The organism is Catalinimonas locisalis (assembly GCF_038039535.1).
Taxonomy (GTDB): domain Bacteria; phylum Bacteroidota; class Bacteroidia; order Cytophagales; family Cyclobacteriaceae; genus Catalinimonas.
The window spans coordinates 19,855-38,509 of the sequence record NZ_JBBPHP010000028.1; the positions used below are offsets into that span (position 1 = coordinate 19,855).

General features: G+C 40.6%; 12 protein-coding genes. 10 read left to right on the plus strand and 2 right to left on the minus strand.

The window, feature by feature from the left end; genetic code table 11:
• Positions 1-142: 142 nt before the first annotated feature.
• The 8 genes from WJR50_RS24155 to WJR50_RS24190 all read left to right on the plus strand — a co-directional run bounded on the left by WJR50_RS24155 (position 143) and on the right by WJR50_RS24190 (position 10,588).
• Entirely contained in the window at positions 143-1,750 is a 1,608-nt protein-coding gene (locus WJR50_RS24155) for a carboxyl transferase domain-containing protein (RefSeq protein WP_341295873.1), read from the plus strand.
• Positions 1,751-1,768: 18 nt separating this feature from the next.
• Positions 1,769-2,581, plus strand: coding sequence for an enoyl-CoA hydratase-related protein (locus tag WJR50_RS24160; protein ID WP_341295874.1), 813 nt, complete (start codon positions 1,769-1,771; stop codon positions 2,579-2,581).
• A gap of 33 nt (positions 2,582-2,614) precedes the next feature.
• Complete coding sequence (locus WJR50_RS24165; protein WP_341295875.1) at positions 2,615-4,600, plus strand: ATP-binding protein; 1,986 nt, start codon at positions 2,615-2,617, stop codon at positions 4,598-4,600.
• Between the two features lie 43 nt (positions 4,601-4,643).
• On the plus strand, positions 4,644-5,783 hold the full coding sequence (locus WJR50_RS24170; RefSeq protein WP_341295876.1) for an acyl-CoA dehydrogenase family protein: 1,140 nt from the start codon (positions 4,644-4,646) through the stop codon (positions 5,781-5,783).
• Between the two features lie 11 nt (positions 5,784-5,794).
• Positions 5,795-6,658, plus strand: coding sequence for a hydroxymethylglutaryl-CoA lyase (locus WJR50_RS24175; RefSeq protein WP_341295877.1), 864 nt, complete (start codon positions 5,795-5,797; stop codon positions 6,656-6,658).
• A gap of 117 nt (positions 6,659-6,775) precedes the next feature.
• Entirely contained in the window at positions 6,776-7,738 is a 963-nt protein-coding gene (locus WJR50_RS24180; protein ID WP_341295878.1) for a D-alanine--D-alanine ligase, read from the plus strand.
• Between the two features lie 38 nt (positions 7,739-7,776).
• Positions 7,777-8,640: a PASTA domain-containing protein gene (locus tag WJR50_RS24185; protein WP_341295879.1), complete on the plus strand. Its 864-nt coding sequence runs from the start codon at positions 7,777-7,779 to the stop codon at positions 8,638-8,640.
• A gap of 67 nt (positions 8,641-8,707) precedes the next feature.
• Positions 8,708-10,588, plus strand: coding sequence for a T9SS type A sorting domain-containing protein (locus WJR50_RS24190; protein WP_341295880.1), 1,881 nt, complete (start codon positions 8,708-8,710; stop codon positions 10,586-10,588).
• Between the two features lie 7 nt (positions 10,589-10,595).
• Here the strand turns inward: WJR50_RS24190 and WJR50_RS24195 are convergent, their stop codons facing one another.
• Both WJR50_RS24195 and WJR50_RS24200 read right to left on the minus strand, forming a co-directional pair.
• The gene (locus tag WJR50_RS24195) at positions 10,596-12,689 is read right to left on the minus strand and encodes a ComEA family DNA-binding protein (RefSeq protein ID WP_341295881.1); all 2,094 of its coding nucleotides are present in this window, start codon (positions 12,687-12,689) and stop codon (positions 10,596-10,598) included.
• Positions 12,676-13,431, minus strand: coding sequence for a hypothetical protein (locus WJR50_RS24200; RefSeq protein WP_341295882.1), 756 nt, complete (start codon positions 13,429-13,431; stop codon positions 12,676-12,678). Before WJR50_RS24200 ends, WJR50_RS24195 begins: the two co-directional genes overlap by 14 nt.
• Positions 13,432-13,614: 183 nt before the next feature.
• Between WJR50_RS24200 and WJR50_RS24205 the strand changes: the two genes are divergently transcribed.
• A complete protein-coding gene (locus tag WJR50_RS24205; protein WP_341295883.1) occupies positions 13,615-16,962 on the plus strand; it encodes an Ig-like domain-containing protein in 3,348 nt (1,115 codons plus the stop codon).
• A gap of 3 nt (positions 16,963-16,965) precedes the next feature.
• Entirely contained in the window at positions 16,966-18,639 is a 1,674-nt protein-coding gene (locus tag WJR50_RS24210) for a lamin tail domain-containing protein (protein ID WP_341295884.1), read from the plus strand.
• The last annotated feature ends 16 nt before the right edge of the window (positions 18,640-18,655 follow it).

An 18,655-nucleotide genomic window follows, 5' to 3' on the forward strand; every position in this document is an offset into this window, starting at 1 on the left:
AGTATTTTTCGTAAAAATTTGTTAAAATATTACTGATAATTCAATTATTACATTTATTAGCTATTTCAGATTAACTAATTATCAATTTACACGTTCTCACTTGTGGAATATGTAAATGTAATTAACCACTAATTCTTAGGATTTGTACCGTTTAGAAAGTAAGATCAATACTTCGTCTGAGGAATTTAAAAATCATCAGGAATCTTATCGTGAACTAATATCTGAATATCGGACTATTCTCCGATCCACCAGTCAGGGAGGCAGTGAAAGTGCCAGAGCCAAACATAAAAAACGAGGCAAACTACTGGCACGTGAACGCATCAATCTGCTGCTTGACCCAAACACTCCTTTTCTGGAACTTTCTCCAATGGCTGCCTATGGTCTTTATGATAATGAATTTCCTTCAGCAGGTGTAGTAGCCGGTATAGGAATCATTCATGGTAGAGAAGCTATCATCTCAGCAAACGATGCTACTGTAAAGGGCGGCACCTACATTCAGGAATCTATCAAAAAACACATACGTGCGCAGGAGATCGCCATGGAAAACCATCTCCCCTGCGTATATCTGGTAGATTCCGGCGGAGTCTTCTTGCCTGATCAGGCCAATGTATTTCCCGACCGCTTTGATTTTGGCCGTTTCTTCTACAATCAGGCAAGACTCTCAGCAGCGGGATTACCGCAAATTGCTGTAGTAATGGGTTCCAGTACAGCCGGAGGTGCCTACGTGCCTGCTATGTGCGATGAAGTCATTATTGTCAGAAATCAGGGGCATATTTTTCTCGGAGGACCACCTTTGGTAAAAGCTGCTACTGGTGAAGAAGTAAGTCCTGAAGAACTGGGAGGTGCCGAGGTGCACACCAGCATGTCAGGAGTAGCTGATCATATGGCTGAAAATGATGTGCATGCGATACAAATCTGCCGGAACATTTTTGAGACACTGCCCAAAGGCTATCGCCAGATCATTGAGAAACTGCCAAGTGAAGATCCTTACTACGACCCTCAAGAGCTGTACGGCATTGCGCCACTAAATTTCAAAAAGCCGGTGGATGCCAGAGAAATTATCATGAGGATTGTTGATGGCAGTCGCTTTCATGAATTCAAAGCTAAATATGGCACTACCCTGGTTACAGGGTTTGCCCATGTACATGGTTATCCGGTGGGTATTATTGCCAATAATGGAATTTTATTCTCCGACAGTTCACTGAAGGGGGCTCATTTTGTAGAGCTATGCTGCCACCGCAATATTCCACTGGTCTTTTTGCAAAATATTACTGGTTTTATGGTGGGTAAAGAGTATGAAAGGAACGGCATTGCCCGAGATGGTGCTAAAATGGTACATGCTGTAGCCAATGCTAATGTACCCAAGTATACCATCGTGTTTGGTGGTTCGTTTGGTGCGGGAAATTATGCGATGGCCGGAAGAGCCTATGATCCCCGGCTTTTGATGATGTGGCCCAATGCACGTATTTCAGTGATGGGCGGTGAGCAGGCCGCCAATGTACTGGTTACGGTAAAAGAAGCGCAGTACAAGTCCAAAGGAAAAGAGTTTCCTGAAAAAGAATCCACTCAGCTCAGAGAAGAAATCATGGAGAAATATGAGCGTGAGGGTTCACCTTACTTCAGCACTGCCCGCCTTTGGGATGATGGAATTATTGACCCACTGGACACCAGAAAAGTGCTGGCGATGGGCATTGCTGCTTCGCTCAACAAAAAATATGAAGACACCAAGTTCGGCGTTTTCCGCATGTAGATAAATCAAATCATTAAAATGAATAAATACGATAACATAGAATTTGAAGTAAAAGATGGAATAGGAACTCTATGGCTCAATCGGCCGGAGGTGAGAAACGCATTTAACAATCACATGATTGCTGATATCATAGACTGTCTTGAATCAGTGGAACATGATCCTGAAATATTAGCCTTAGTGATCAGAGGTAGAGGTAAGGTATTTTGTGCAGGCGCAGATATTCACTGGATGAAAAGCTTCTCTAAACTTTCTTATGAGGAAGATTATCAGGAGAACATGCATCTGGCCCGCTGTTTTTATATGATTTATACTTTTAGCAAACCTACTATTGCCGTTGCCCACGGTGCTTCATTTGGTGGTGGCAATGGATTACTGGCAGCCTGTGATATTGCCTATTGTGCTGCCAATACTACTTTTTCTTTTAGCGAAGTTAAAATCGGGATCATTCCCGCAACTATTTCTCCTTATGTGATCAAACGAACCGGAGAATTTAACGCACGAGAGCTGATGCTGAGTGGAAAACGCTTTACCTGTCGGGAGGCTTTTGATAAAGGTCTGGTCAACCATATTTATCCCGAAGAAGACATAGAAGAAGCATTGCAAATACTATTCAATGAATTTAGAGCTAATTCCCCCCAGGCAATGGCCAGTACCAAAGAACTGATTTTTAACATTTGTAAGAGCAGTAACTTTAACGAAACCATAGACTACACTGCCAGAATGATTGCCGATGCTCGTGCTTCTGAAGAGGGGCAGGAAGGTATGGCTGCTTTTTTAGAAAAACGGAAACCTTCCTGGATCAGGAAAAGGGAGAATGTCATCAGCAAATAATTTTCAGTTTGACAAATAAATTACTGTAGCATAATGTTCAATAAAATTCTCATAGCCAATCGTGGGGAAATCGCGGTTCGTATTTGTCGCTCTGCCCATGCTTTGGGTATCCAGACCCTTGGAATCTATGCTGAAGATGACAAAGACTCTATGCATGCCAGACTGGCTACTGAAGCGGTTTCGTTGGGAGAGGGCAAGCTCAGCGATACCTACCTGAATATTGATAAAATTATTGACATTGCTCAGCAGTACACTTGTGATGCTATTCATCCCGGTTATGGCTTTCTGTCAGAAAATCCAGTTTTTGTAAAAGCCTGTGAAGATGCAGGTATCGTTTTTATTGGTCCTTCATCTGAAGCGATTAATCTGATGGGAAATAAAATTGCCGCCCGCAAATTTGCCAAAGATGCTAGTGTACCCATCACCGAGGGCTTTACAGGAAGTACTGACGAAATACTAGAGAAAGCCTCCTCCCTACCCTTTCCTCTGCTCATCAAAGCGGCAGCAGGTGGCGGAGGCAAAGGCATGCGCATAGTGCAGGAACCCTCTCTGTTGAAACAGGCAATTGAATCCACAAGTAGGGAAGCCAAGTCTTATTTTGGTGATGAATCAGTGTATGTAGAGCAATTCTTAGATGAACCTCGCCACATAGAAGTACAGATTCTGGGTGATCAGAAGGGCAATCTGGTGCATCTGTTTGAAAGAGAATGTTCACTACAGAGACGTTATCAAAAGATTATTGAAGAAGCCCCCTCTCCCAGTTTGGATGCACAAACTAGAAAAGCCATTTGTGAATCGGCTGTTCAGCTTGCCAAAGCCATACCTTACACCAATGCAGGAACTATTGAGTTTTTGCTGGACAAAAATCAGCAGTTTTACTTTCTGGAGATGAATACCCGCATACAGGTAGAGCATCCCATTACCGAGATGACTACCGGTGTAGATCTGGTGGCTGAACAAATCAGGATTGCTGCCGGACAAGCTTTGAGCTTTGCACAGGAAGATATTCAACAAAAAGGGCATGCCATAGAATGTAGAATTTACGCGGAAAGCCCGGAAAATAACTTTCTACCTTCCCCCGGTGATATTACTTACTTCTCTCCACCACATGCTGCTCAATATCGCCTGGACACTTTTCTGCAAGGTCCGGCCCGAATTCAGAGTAGCTATGACCCCATGATCGCTAAACTTGTAGTTTATGGCAAAGACCGTGAGCAGGCAAGAAAAGGCAGTATGTCGGCACTAAAGAATTTTGCCATTCACGGTATTGATACCAACATCCACTATTTGTTGCACCTTTTGCAATCAGAAGACTTTCAACAGAATCAGATTTCTACCAAGTATTGCGATCAGGAAACACCCATGCTACTGAATGAAATGCAGACTCAGAAAAAGGATTTTCCACTTTTGCCCGTCATCGCTGCCGGTTTAGCTTTTGACCTAAATGCTCAAAATGAAACTAATCTTAAAGCATATAGCCTCTGGCATGAAATAGGGTATTGGCGACATTTACCTGCAATTCATTTGACTATTGAAGATGAAGAAAAGGATGTAGAATTATGGAAAATCAGAGGTGGAGAATATGAGCTTTTGTATAATAATAAATCTGAAGCACTTCAAATTTTGCACAAAGAAGACGGAAAAATTGTTTATCAATTGAATGAAACTCAGCATACCGCCTATGTTTCTTTAAAAGAAGATCAAAGCTTACAGATTTCGCTGGAAGGTATGCTTTTCCATATGCGACGTTATGATAAATTAGCGAATAGCGAGTTGATTATTGAAGAAGGTGGAATAGACGGTGCTGCGGATAAGCTTTCTTCTCCTATGCCTGGAAAAGTCATTCAAATGAATGTCAAAACCGGTGACAAAGTAAAAAAAGGAGATGTGCTGCTAATCGTTGAAGCCATGAAGATGGAAAACAGCATCATAGCTCCTCACGATGCCACTGTGGAAGAAGTGTATGTAGACCTGGATGCTATGGTGGATCGCAATATGCCACTGCTAAAACTTTCTTAGCAGGATTAAGATTTTAATGAAGTAAAGCAAACAACATAAACCCATGTATATTACAGAGCAACACGAATTGGTGCGAAATTCCGTGAGGGATTTTGCAGAAACGGTGATTAAGCCTGTTGCCCGAGAACTGGATAAACAGGAAAAATTTTCATTAGAGCTTACAAAACAAATGGCCGATATGGGCCTTTGTGGCATGACTATTTCTGAGGAATTTGGTGGACAGGGAATGGATAACCTTTCTTATATCATTGCTGTGGAAGAACTGGCCCGTATTGATGGATCTCAGGCAGCAACTATTGCTGCTCATAATTCATTAGGCGTTGGACCTTTGGATAACTTTGGTACACAGCAGCAAAAAGAAAAGTACTTGCCTGCCCTTTGTAGCGGAGAAGCACTGTGGGCTTTTGGACTTACCGAGCCTGAGGCAGGTTCCGACTCACGAGGCAGTAAAACTACTGCCAAGCTACAGGATGGGAAATGGATCATCAATGGTTCCAAGATATTTATTACCAATGGAGCCACTGAAATCACTGCTGGAGCTACCGTTCAGGCGGTTTCCGGTGAAAAAGACGGAGAAAAAGAATTTTCAACCATTATTGTAGAAAGCGGCACGCCCGGCTTTGAAGCCAGTGAAATGCATGACAAATTTTGCTGGAGAGCTTCCAATACTTCCCAGCTCTTTTTTGACAACTGTGAAGTTCCTGAAGCTAACCTGCTGGGTGAAAGAGGACAAGGCTCTAAAATTATGCTCAAAACTTTGGACAGCGGACGCTTATCCATTGCTGCTATGGGATTAGGACTTGCTCAGGGCGCTTATGAGATGGCGCTGGCTTATGCCAAAGAACGCCAGCAGTTTGGGCAGCCTATCAGTAAATTTCAGGCTATTGCTTTCAAACTTGCTGATATGGCGACTAAAATAGAACTGGCCAGAAACCTGCTTTATAAAGCCTGCTGGCTCAAAGACAATGATAAACCTTTTGGCAAAGAAGCTGCCATGTCTAAACTTTACTGCTCAGAGATTGCCAAAGAAGTCGCGGATGATGCAGTTCAAATTCACGGAGGTTATGGCCTGATGCAAGAATATGACATTGAGCGTTTTTATCGCGATCAGCGTATTCTTCAGATTGGTGAAGGTACTTCGGAAATCCAGCGTATGGTCATTTCCCGGCATATTGGTTGTTAAAATTATTGCGTATGACTCTTCAAAAAGCTGTCAAAATCACAGAATGTCCTAGGGACGCGATGCAGGGCATCAAGACCTTTATACCTACTGAAGACAAAGTGAAGTACATGAATGCTTTGCTGAAAGTAGGTTTTGATACCCTGGATTTTGGCAGTTTTGTTTCTCCCAAGGCAGTACCTCAGATGAGAGACACAGAAGAAGTGTTAAATAAAATTGATCTCAGCACTACAAAAACCAAATTATTAGCCATCGTTGGAAATATGCGGGGAGCAAATGAAGCCTGCAAGCATGAGGCTATTCATTATGTGGGTTTTCCTTTTTCTTTCTCTCCTACCTTCCTGTCAAGAAATATCAATAGCACGGTAGAACAGTCTTTTACAATGACCAAGGAAATGCTGGAGGTTTGTAAGCAAAACAACAAACACTTAAGAGTTTACATTTCCATGGCTTTCGGCAACCCTTATGGAGATGAGTGGAATACTGAATTATTACTTCACTGGATTGATAAGCTGCACTGGTCAGGCATACGTCATTTAGCCCTCGCGGATACCACGGGTATGGGCAACGCTTCCACCATAGCGGATGTTTTTCAAACCATTATTCCCAATTATGCTGAAGTTAATTTTGGCTTACATCTGCACACCACATCTGTTGACTGGTACAAAAAAATAGATGCTGCGTACCAGAACGGATGCTTTTACTTTGACGGAGTGCTCAATGGGTTAGGTGGCTGCCCGATGGCCGGCCCTGAGTTGGTAGGAAATATCAAAACTGCTGACCTGCTTTCTTATTTTGAGGAGCAGCATGCCCAAACTGGGATTGATCATGATGCTTTTCAGCATGCACAGCAGATAGCTGATCAAATTATGTCCTAAAAGCAATCAATATTTTTTAGATTACCTTACATCTATACTCAGAAAAAACTTTGTATAAGAATATGGTAACTTTTTTGCTGTAATTCAAAAGGTGTAAATTGCCGCAAAAACCACAAGATGAAGAAGAATATAGCAATCACTTCCGGGGGTACCTCCCATGAGTACATTGTTTCCATGAAAAGTGCTGCCACCATCATGGAATGTATAGATAGAAGTAAATTTAATCCCTACCAGATTGTCATCAGCAAAGATGGATGGTTTGCCCATGCCAATGGTCAACAATATCCCATCAACAAGGATAACTTTTCCTTCAAACTAGACGGACAAGAAATCACTTTTGACTTCGTTTATAATATAATTCATGGTACACCGGGTGAGGATGGCAAAATTCAGGGCTATCTGGATTTATTAGGAATCCCTTATTCAGGTTGCGATGTGATTACGAGTTCAATTACTTTCAACAAAAATTTGTGTAAGCGCATTGTAGCCAGCTACGGAATCACGACTCCTCAGTCAGTAATGCTTAACCAGCAGATGATTTATGATGTGAAGCAACTGGCTGAAGAAATGAGTTTCCCTTGTTTTGTTAAACCTAACAATGGTGGCTCTAGCTTTGGCGCCAGTAAGGTAGATGAAGCAAGTCAATTAGAAGCCGCTATTAATCTGGCCTTTGAGCATGACAAAGAGGTATTGATTGAAGAATATATCAAAGGCACTGAAATGACTTGTGGGGTATATTTGAACGATGGGCAGGCTAAGGCACTACCGATCACTGAGATCGTCTCCAAAAATGCTTTTTTTGATTACAAAGCCAAGTACGAAGGTGATTCTGAGGAAATTACTCCTGCGAGAATTAGTGATGAACAAACAGCAGAATGTCAGCGTTTGACTGAGCAGATTTATACCCTGCTCAATTGTGGGGGCTTAGTCCGAATTGATTATTTAGTAAAAGAGGGCGTATTTTATTTTATTGAAGCAAATACAACGCCTGGCTTCTCCCGAGAAAGTATCATACCCCAGCAAATAAGAGCAGCTGGTTTAGATATTAATCAGATTGTAAATCAGCAAATAAGCATTTGATTTAGCCGTTATCAAAACTACAAAGTAAAAATCATATCATGAATTTGTTCAAAGTGAACTCATTAAAAGATGTATTGATACATCTTGCCATTGTGATCATATTGGGAGCTACCTTGTTGGTACTGTTTTTTTATGTGTACCTGCCCAATACAACCAATCATGGTGAAACTGTTACCGTACCTGATCTGGAAGGTATTCATCAGGACGACATAGATGAGTTTCTTACCAAAAGGAACCTGAGATATGAAGTCTTGGCAGATTCTGGCTTTACTGCCGAATATGAGCCATTTACTATTCTGAATCAGTATCCTGCACCGGGTTCAAAAGTAAAAGAAAACCGTAAAATTTTTCTTACTCTCAATGCAATCAACCCTCCAAAAGTAAAGATGCCTGATCTGGTGGATGGTTCTGTCAAAAACGCCCAACTGGTGTTGGAGAGCTATGGTTTGGAAAGAGGCAATATCAAATACGTACCTGACCTTGCTCAGAATGCTGTTTTAGAACAAAATTATGAAGGCTCTGCTATTGAGCCAGGAACGTTTATTCCCAAGGGTTCTAAAATAGATTTGGTAGTGGGTGATGGACTGGGCAATACCGTATTGGAAGTTCCTGACGTTAAAGGAATGGATTTGGAAGAAGCCGAATTTATCATTGTTGGCTCTGGTCTAAAAGTAGGTAGTGTTTTATTTCAAGACCCATCACTTTCTGGCCAGAATGCCCGTGAAGTTGTAGAAAATGCTCCTCCCGGCGAACGTTATGTAGTAGCCCGACAAAACCCTACTTCTGAGCAAAAAGTGAGGATAGGTGAAGAAATTGATATCTGGCTTAACCTACTGGGTGATCAGGAGGATAGTATCCTGGACGAAGAAGAAGAGACTACCGATCTAAGTGAAACTGAATAAATTTCAATTGCTGAATAAAAATTTTAGAAGCACCTATTTTTTGATTTCATTGATAGTCATCCTGTTGATGACTATTAGGTCCACTTATGCTCAGAAACAAGCTGATAAAGTCTGGAACTTCATTCCCTTAGGTCAGAAAGTATTTCAAAACGACATCAATGCTCGTTCTCAAATGCTGATGGCCGATACATTGACTCTGCCTTTTTGGGATGATTTTTCTTATGCTAATAGTAATTCTACCCGCATTGAGAGATATGTAGCGGATTCTACCCTCTGGGCAGAAGGAAGTCAGACTGTAAGGATTAACACAGGGCTGGATGTCAATGCGCCAACGGTGGGCATTGCTACCTTTGATGGAGTAGATCAAAATGGAAATCCCTACAGTCAGACACAGACTGAAGAAGGACTGGCTGATTCCTTGGTTTCCCTACCGATTTATCTTTCTTTAGTTCCTTCCAATGAAAGGCAATCTGTTTATTTCAGCTTTTTTTGGCAACAATACGGTAGAGGAGAATTTCCGGATGAGGTGGATTCTATTCGTTTACAATTCAAAAACGCGCAAAACGAATGGATTACCCAATGGTCAATGTCTGGTGGTGATACTCTGGTTACCGATTTTTTTGAGCAAGAAATCATCCAGATAATCAATCCAGGCTTTTTTCATGCAGGGTTTCAGTTCAGGTTTCAGTCCTACAATCGTTTGTCCGGAGCTTTTGACACCTGGAATATTGACTATGTATATCTAAATAGTGGAAGATCAGCAGCCAACACTGCTTATCTGGATCGTGCCTTGGCTAGTTTACCTTCTTCTCCATTCGGTGAACATACTGCTGTGCCGATGAAGCAATTTGTAGCGGAACCAGAAAGATACCTTGGCACTACCTCTGTTGAGTTTTATAATCTGAATGTACAGCTTCAGCCGGTACGTTTCACAGCTTTGCTCAGAGACCAGATGAGTGGAAATATCATTCAGGTGCTAAATGATGATAATGCCATAAGCCCAATCCCTGCCGGACTGGAAAGACGTACCATCACAGCAAATGCCTTGGATGCAAATGATATCCTTACGCTGAATCAGGATTCTTTGTACGTAGAAACTGAATTTCATATTACTTCGGGTGATAATTATCTGATAGAAGACATCGTTCCGGGAGATACCATTTTCAATACGCAGGTTGATTACCGGGTAAATGATACGGTGAGAACGACATATGTGCTGGACGAATACTTTGCTTATGATGATGGTGAGGCAGAATTTGGCGTAGAAATCAATCAAAATGGTGGAAAAGTAGCTTACCAGTTTGAGGCCCCAAAAAATGACCTGCTTACCCACATAGACATCTACTTTCCTCCTATCAGAAGAAATCAGGGTTCAGTACCTTTTAAATTGATGATATGGAAAACTTTAGAAGATAGCCTGGGAGAGGAAGTAGTTTTGAGAAACCAGCAATCACAAACAACCACAGATCAGTTAAATGAATTTATTTCATTTGAATTATCATCACCCGTAGTTGTGGAAGACACTTTTTATATTGGATATGAGCAGCAGGGAGAAACTTTTATTGCGATAGGATTTGATAAGAATACTGATGCCAGTGCAAAAACATTTTACAATGTGACGGGAGCTTGGACTCAGGATAGTACGCTGAACGGCAGCCTGATGATGCGCCCTCGTTTTGACAAGAACAGAGATGTGACTTCCGTTGATGATCCTGTATTGGAGCAGACTGAAGATGTTGTAGTTTTTCCTAACCCCTCTCAGGGAAGCATCAACATAAACAAAGCTTTTGATGAACTCTTCATTTACGATGCTAGCGGAAAATTAGTGGATCATTTTTTTCAGGCTGAAGCCAATGAGGAAATTTTAACGGGCTTACCTCCAGGGGTATACCTTCTAAAAATTATCATAAAAGATACCCAGCTTGGACGGAAACTGATCGTTCATTAGAAGTGGGTTAGAACTTTAAAATGATTTGAGTTCTGAGTTGTGTCCTATGGTTGGCTTGAATTTTTTTTAAAACACTGCCAATCACTTCACGGTCGTCATACACAGTTCTTCCTAAACGTACCCAGCTACTCAGATATCTATTCACTTTGTAGCGTAGCAGCAGATAAGACCTGATACCCCGCCCCGCGTAAGCAGGGACTGAAAAGGCATAGAGCAGATCATTTTCATATAAATACTGCCGATTGTTATAATCGTCGGTATTGATCAAAGCAAAACGGGCATCAGCTTTCCAGCGACCACGAGTATAGCTAATATCCTGGGCTACTACCCAGCCTTTGGTTAGTGAATCTGCTATCGCATAGCTGCTGGAATGAATTCTGGTTTTCAGTCCAATATTTTCATTAATGTCATGGTCCAACATAAAGATCAGGTTTCTTCTTAAACCTTCCTGTACAGATTTAAAAGCCAGAGAATCTACTCCTACATTGATCCCCTTATTTTCTTCTCTGTATTGCAGGTTCAGGAGGGTACTGTGATTTAATTGATATGAAGCTCTCATCAGATACTCATAGCCTCTGGAAGGAGCATCAACCCTATATCTAAGCCAGGGAAACTTGAACATGTCGTAATATGCTCCGAGGGTGAGTTTGGCAATAGGTTCTAATCTTAACCCCCAATACAAACCTTCTTCATTTGCATTACGCGTACTTTCTCCAAATGCATTTCCGTAAGGACTGTAAAATCCGGTGCTATAATTTCGGTACAGCCAGACACTTTCCACATACGAGTTGAGAACTCCGCTAATTCCTGCAATTATGCCATACTGATTGTTAGCTGAATACGCTATTTCGGCAAATGAATACCAGTGTTGATGCTGGTATGTGTAATATATGCTACCAAGCTGATGATGCGTACCTCTAAAGTCATGCGTTTTGTACAAAGATGTGGCTGGTTGTATAGGAATAGAATAGCTGCTATACAATACATTAACTCCAGCCTGGAGATTCTGATAACGGTTCATAAAATGCAGATTTGCTCCGGTACTTTTCGCCTGAACCGTTTTGCGATCCATAATTTCTTTGCTGTTTCTATGCAAGCCACTTAGATCAAAACTCCTGAAGTATACGGTTTGGCCTGAGGTATCATGGTGAAGCTTAGCATGCTGGTAATTTGAAGAATGCAATGCTGTTAGATAGAAGCTTTGTTTTGCTAAAGGTATTTTCCATGTTGCAGAGCTTCCTCTCATGAAGCAGCTTTCTGTACTGGAAGTATAAGGTTTCACACCAAATTGGCTTCTTCCTACCGAACGCACAGTCATCGCACCTTTTCCCAGGCCTAGCCCACCTCCAAAAACCAATTGTTGCCCTGACTGAAAATTGAAATCGCCTATGGTAAGTTGTTCAAAAGGGCCTGCTTTTTCTAACTGAAAATGTGCAGAAACAAAATCAGCCCCATATTTTCGTTTTTTATAATCCCATCTATACTCTTCTCCTGCATCTTTTTCCATCGTTAGGCCCAGGCTGATGCTTCCTGGTTGAGAAATACGTAGCCGGGTATACAATTGATGAGGACTTCCATCATAAAGACTTGGATCATCCACTTCAGAAACAGAATCAGCTTGCAAATACCCTTGTTTCCTTTCCAGTATAGTAGATTGACGGAGGATAAGATAACGATTATTTGCAGTCTGCAACCGTTTATGCAGTAATAGTCGCCGATCTTGCAATGGTCTAATCTGGATGAAAGGTAAGAGCGATGCTATACTCTTCTGATCCATAGCAGGAATTACCGCCAGCTCATATTCGCTCAATAAAGGGCCATAATATTCCCTGTAATGAATGATGTTACTGATTTGCCTCTCTGACAAGAAAAAAAACTTACGGAGGTCATTTGCAGAGGCACTATTTATATTGAGAGGTTCCTGATAAAACTGAATCAGATTTTCATATAACTGCTCTATATCAACTTCTTCATCATATTGGTTGGCAAAGATATTTTCTAGCAATTTTTCCAACTCTTCAGTTGCAGAGTCCTGGGCAAATAATGACTGTACACCTATACACAACAGAATTGTTATCCACCACTTCTTATTCTTTCTCATCTTTCCTGAGTTTGTAAACCACATTGAACTGTTGCGAAATGCCCAGATAAGTGTGCGTTTCCAGGGCATAATCAAAGTCAATCACATTATGCTTCAAGCCTAATCCCAAGAAAAACTTTCCCAGTCTTTCAGTATCTACACCGCTTCTTATGACAAATCTATTTACAGGTTGATAAGCCATTCCGAACTTTAGAAGTGGCCTATTTTCCAGTTCATAGCTTAATTCAATGAGTGTAGTGATCTTTTCATCGGGACGATAGCATAATCCGCTACTGAGCACAGTGGGTACCTTCTCCCCTGTTTCGCGAGATACAAAAGCCTGATTCAGATTGCTTATAGACATTCCGAAACCCATACTGGGTAAGAGCTGCATGATACCCCCTATGTCTACAACCGTAACATATCGGGTATTTGCGCCCTCCATCTGGTACTGATGTTCGTTAAGTCTAATCCCCATGCTAAAATGATCTATCTGATGAGCATAGTTGAGGCTAATGATATGCTGACTGAAGAACTCATTGCCAAATCTGGTAAAACTCAGCGCTGCAGTAGATCGGGAGAAGGGATGAAGATAGGCAGCACTTACTGTAGATAATCCTTCTACAAAGCCATATTTATTGTTATAGGCAGCCAAAATCTCTTTGTTTCTTACGGCTGTCAAACCTGCAGAATTGTCAAAAATCCCTACTCTGCCTTTGTAAGCAGTACTGGCATAAGCCATACCGGCAGATTCAGCACCCATAGGAATATGTTGTGCATTTAGCTGGATGCAGCTAAAAAGCAATAATCCAAAGAAAATCAAAGAAACGTTGATTAAGCCCCTCATATACTTACAAGTAAGTTTTACCTAGTGAAAGTACTCTAATAATTCGTAGGCTTCTTGTAATTTGTTCACAGATTCTGACAAGCGTGGTAAGTAATCAAAATGAAAAAACTATTTGCTTATATATTTTTGTGTATCTGCACTTATGGTAGTATACAAGCACAATTCACTGATGACTTTAGTGATGGTAATTTCAGCTCAAACCCAAGTTGGCAGGGTAATACTGATAAATTTGAAGTGGACGGTTTACAAAAATTACATCTCAATGCTCCGGCAGAAAGCAGTCAGGCTTATCTCAGTACTCGTTCAGAAGCCATAGGCGTGAGTGAATGGAGTTGGTATTGTGAAATCAGTGAGAACCCTTCTTCCACCAATTATCTTAAAGTTTACCTTGTCTCAGATCAACCCCAACTGGATGCTAGTCTGAATGGCTATTTTGTAAAAATAGGAGGCACAAACGATGAAGTAAGCCTCTTTAGGCAAGATGGCTTTAGTGAAACGATGCTGATCAATGGAGCTGATGGCCGGGTCAATACCAAACCTGTTCAGATTCATATCAAAGTAAACCGTGACCTGACTGGAAACTGGACGTTACAAGTGAAATCGCTTGGAGAAAGCTCGTTTATTGAGGAGGGAAGTTTTTTTGACAATACTTACACAACATCAGCGTACTTCGGTGTATACTGTCAGTATACTTCAACTCGCTCTACAGCCTTTTACTTTGATGACTTTTCCGTTAGTGGTTCTCCTATTCCTGATAATACAGCCCCAATTCTCTTGAGTCATGTGGTGAGTTCATCCAAAGAATTACAACTACGTTTTTCCGAGCCTTTGGATGTTTCTACCATCATGCAGAAAAACAATTATGCGCTCAATAGTGAGGAGCCGACAAACATAGTGTATGAAAACGATACTGTAAAGCTTACTTTCTCTGCTGACTTTCCAAATGCGGTCATGCAACAACTTATTATCAAAAGAATAGAAGATGAGCATCATAATATTCTGGCTGATACTTCAGTAGATATTTTTTACTTTGAAAAAATCAAAGCGGGCTGGGGTAGTTTGGTGCTCAATGAAATCTTCCCTGACCCTACTCCTTCTCTATTAAATTTGCCTAATGAAAGCGATGCTGAGTTCATGGAACTCTATAATCCTGGTCCTCATCCTTATAATCTGGAAAACTGGAATATCAATGGAAAATCACTCCCGGAATTTATTCTGCCAGCTAATGAATTTTTAATTTTGTGCAAGCCGGAATACCAGGCAAAATACGAAATATACGGTAATGTGCTGAGTTTGAGTAGCTGGCCCTCATTGTCTAATACCGGAGGAAACTTAATCCTTCAGGATGATGAAAGGAGTGTAATAGACAGTATTTCTTATACTTCTACTGATGTTTCAGAAGGAATTTCGCTGGAAAGAATTTTCATCGTCCAACCTTGTGGAGGGCAACCTAATTTTGCGAATTCAACCCATGAAAACGGAGCTTCACCTGGTGAAATCAATACTGCTTATTCAAATTTAGCTGATGAAAGCGGTCCGAAACTCCTACAAGTTATAGCAATCAGTGAAGACAGTTTGCTGTTAAGCTTTAATGAGAAAGTATATCTCTCAACACAAAATCAGATTACAGTAAATGAAAGCACCCTTCCTCAATCCATTGGCTACACTTCCACTGATTCTTCACAATTTCTGCTTGTATTTGAAAATGAACTTATCTCAAATTTTCACCATCAACTATTAATTGAAGGTGCTTATGATTGCAGTGGTAACAGTAGTAGCCAACTAAGTTCTTCTTTTTATTTAGACCTACAAGCCCCTAAAGTAGAACAGATCATCCTGATAGATACTGCGGAAATACTGTTAACATTTTCCGAAAGTTTATTAAAAGAAGATGCTGAAAAGGAAAGTAATTACTGGATATTGCCCTTGGCTCAATTCCCCAAAAAAGCAGTGTTGGAAAATGATAGTAGCAGCGTCCGTCTGACTTTTTCCTCCACCTTACATATCAATGATTTATTTACGCTCACTATTCAAAATATTGAAGACCTGTATGGAAATAAGATAAGTTCAGAGCTACCCGCATCATTTTCTTTCACCTATACTTCCGAAGTAGCCTATGTAAATATTGTCAATAGCTATCAGTTGGATGTAAAAATTAAGCAAACTCCTGATGAGTCTTCAGCACTTAACCTCCAGAATTATTTTGTTGACCGGGAGATAGGAAATCCCGCCAGAGTCATTATGGATAATGAAGTAGACGGGCTCATACATCTTCTTTTTTCAAGACCACTTAGCCCAAACAAAGCGCATACACTTAGTATAAGCAATCTTTATGCTGAGGATAGTGCCTTAATGCCTACCCCCAAATATTACTTTTTTTACGATACCAAGGGGCCAAAAATTAAAGATATTCAAATAGTTGAGGATAAAACCTTTGCAATATTTTTTGATGAGCCTATTGATAACACAAGTATTAAAGATATAAAAGTATGGATCAATGGAGATATAGTTGCTTATTCTTTAGCCGCATGGAATGATCATTCTATTCAACTTACGCTTGCGCAAGCACTTGGTCAGGAAACTTTTTACGAAATAGGACTTGAAGGTTTAGTTGATCTACAATCCAATTCATCTGATCCTAAGCAGACATTTGAATTTCTTTTAGACCTCTTGCCACCTCAACTGGATACAGCTTTTGTATATGCTCCTAATCAACTCATGCTCATATTTCATGAGGCTGTACTACCAGAAACCTACACTCCGGTAGAATATTTGGAAATGCTACAGCCAAATTACTTACCTCAACAGATCAAATTTCATCAGCTTAGTCCAGAGAAGGTATTATTTACTTTTGATGAAGAATTTAATGAACAGGAAATTGTATTCCGCATCAGCAATTTTGAGGATACAAATTTTAATCAGTTGATGGCGGGAACAGAGTATCAGTTCATTCACTTAACACCCAATATCGGACACCTGACAACTCTTTCCAATCAACACCTTCAGCTACATTTCTCATCTGATATTTCAGCATTAGGACTAACTAAAGATAACTTTTCTTTAAATGGAAATTTAGTCCCGGACTCAGTGGTTTTTGTTTCAGCGTATCAGATTAAGCTTTGGTTTGAGCAAACTTTCAATGAGTTCAGCCAGTACGAATTTAGCTTTAACTACGCAGACCAGCAGCAGAGTATTTCTTTTCTATATCAGGATTTTGTGGAAAGTGTCGCATATGATGGAAAATCCACTATTCAGATAGCTTTCAGTATCCCCTTAAATGCTACTTCTGCTGAAAATATCTATAACTATAGTATCACAACACTTTCCAAACCAGTAGCAGCGGTTTACCTGGAAGAAATAAAAAGTGTGCATTTGCTGTTTGATGAGGTCATTGATGACAAAAACCTGCAAACCCTTACGATAAAAAATCTCAAAGATGTTGATTAGGGCATGCTGCCCGTCTCCCATCACCTTTTTGGAAAAACTACACCAGCTGCTTTTCAGGAAATTCTGATCACCGAAATTATGGCGAAACCTTCAGCTTCTACTTCATTACCCGTGGCAGAATACATTGAGCTATATAATGCGAGTGATCATCCTATACAGCTTCAGGGATTGAAGCTTACAGATGCGCAAAAGAGCGTAGCATTGACAGAAAAATGGCTCGCATCTGGCGAATATCTAATATTGTGTAGTTCCAGTGATGTTGGCGCGCTTTCCACATTTGGTAATTACCTGGGAATCAGCGGGTTCCCAAATCTGAATGATGATACGGATACCTTAAGCATCCTCACTGCCGAAGGAAATATTATTTGCCAGGTAAGCTATCATAAGGATTGGTATAATGATGCTTTTAAAAAACAAGGTGGGTGGTCGCTGGAGATGATAGATACTGCCTGGCCCTGCCAGGAAAAAGAGAACTGGACAGCCTCAATTCATTCAGCAGGAGGAACCCCTGCAAAGGAGAACGCGGTGAAGCAAAGTAACCCAGATCTTCAATCTCCTGAGTTGGTCAGCGCTGTAGCGGAAGATAGTGTTACTATATTACTTTCTTTCAATGAAAAGCTAAGTACAACAGACTACAAGACTGATCATTTTTCTATTGAAGGACGTTCAATAACAAAGCTCAACTTGCTAAAAAACCAACATCAGATAAAAATTGGTTTTGATACTCCTCTGCAAGCTGCTACAGCTTATACCTGCACTATACATTATATTGCTGACTGTTCAGACAATGTCAGAGAAGAATTCTCCGTAGAAGTGGTACTTCCGGCAAAGCATGAGCGAAATGATATTTTAATCAGTGAAATACTCTTTCATCCCCGAAGTGGAGGAGTAGATTTTGTTGAGCTATACAATCGTTCAGAAAAAATCATCAGCCTCAAAAACTGGTCACTGGCTACTTTAGAAGACGGGCAAATCATAGATAAAAGTAAAATCAGCGAGGAGACCATGATGATACCAGCCGGTGATTTTCTGGCTGTGACTGAAGATAAGGAAGTATTACTATCAGATTATCCCAATGCTGAAAAAAGTAAGCTTTGCTCCAGCAAAAATTTTCCATCATTATTGGCTGATGGAGGTACGCTCTTGTTACTGGATGATAAAGACAGTATTATGCAACAAATTGATTTTTCCCCCGATATGCATCACACTTTGATTCAGGAAGTACGTGGGGTTTCGTTGGAAAGAATCAGCTGGAATGATGATGAAAATAATCCCGAATACTGGCAATCTGCAGCCTCAACAGCCGGCTTTGCTACTCCTGGTTTTCAAAATTCCCAATGGTATGAAACTTCTACCATCTCTCAAATTCTGGAAGTTGATCCTCCTATATTCTACCCGGATCAATCAGGCTATCTGGATTATACCACCATTAACTTTAAAGTTGGCTCACCGGGCAATATAGCGAATCTAAGAATATATGATATGCATGGCAGAATGGTGAAACAAATTGCTCAAAATTATAGCTTAGGAGAAAATGGTTTTTTTACATGGGATGGAACGGATGATCATAAAAAAAGAGTAAAAACCGGATACTATATCATCTGGATGGAAGTTTTTAACCCGAAGGGACAAAGCAATGTAATCAAATCAAAGGTAGCGGTCGGAAGCCAACATTAAACTTCTACACTGTATT

Coding starts and splice junctions, on each gene's coding strand:
- WJR50_RS24165 (WP_341295875.1), top strand. CDS start 2,615: ATGTTCAATAAAATTCTCATAGCCAATCGTGGGGAAATCGCGGTTCGT.
- WJR50_RS24160 (WP_341295874.1), top strand. CDS start 1,769: ATGAATAAATACGATAACATAGAATTTGAAGTAAAAGATGGAATAGGA.
- WJR50_RS24200 (WP_341295882.1), bottom strand. CDS start 13,431: ATGGGTGCTGAATCTGCCGGTATGGCTTATGCCAGTACTGCTTACAAA.
- WJR50_RS24180 (WP_341295878.1), top strand. CDS start 6,776: ATGAAGAAGAATATAGCAATCACTTCCGGGGGTACCTCCCATGAGTAC.
- WJR50_RS24195 (WP_341295881.1), bottom strand. CDS start 12,689: ATGAGAAAGAATAAGAAGTGGTGGATAACAATTCTGTTGTGTATAGGT.
- WJR50_RS24210 (WP_341295884.1), top strand. CDS start 16,966: ATGCTGCCCGTCTCCCATCACCTTTTTGGAAAAACTACACCAGCTGCT.
- WJR50_RS24185 (WP_341295879.1), top strand. CDS start 7,777: ATGAATTTGTTCAAAGTGAACTCATTAAAAGATGTATTGATACATCTT.
- WJR50_RS24170 (WP_341295876.1), top strand. CDS start 4,644: ATGTATATTACAGAGCAACACGAATTGGTGCGAAATTCCGTGAGGGAT.
- WJR50_RS24175 (WP_341295877.1), top strand. CDS start 5,795: ATGACTCTTCAAAAAGCTGTCAAAATCACAGAATGTCCTAGGGACGCG.
- WJR50_RS24190 (WP_341295880.1), top strand. CDS start 8,708: ATGACTATTAGGTCCACTTATGCTCAGAAACAAGCTGATAAAGTCTGG.
- WJR50_RS24205 (WP_341295883.1), top strand. CDS start 13,615: ATGAAAAAACTATTTGCTTATATATTTTTGTGTATCTGCACTTATGGT.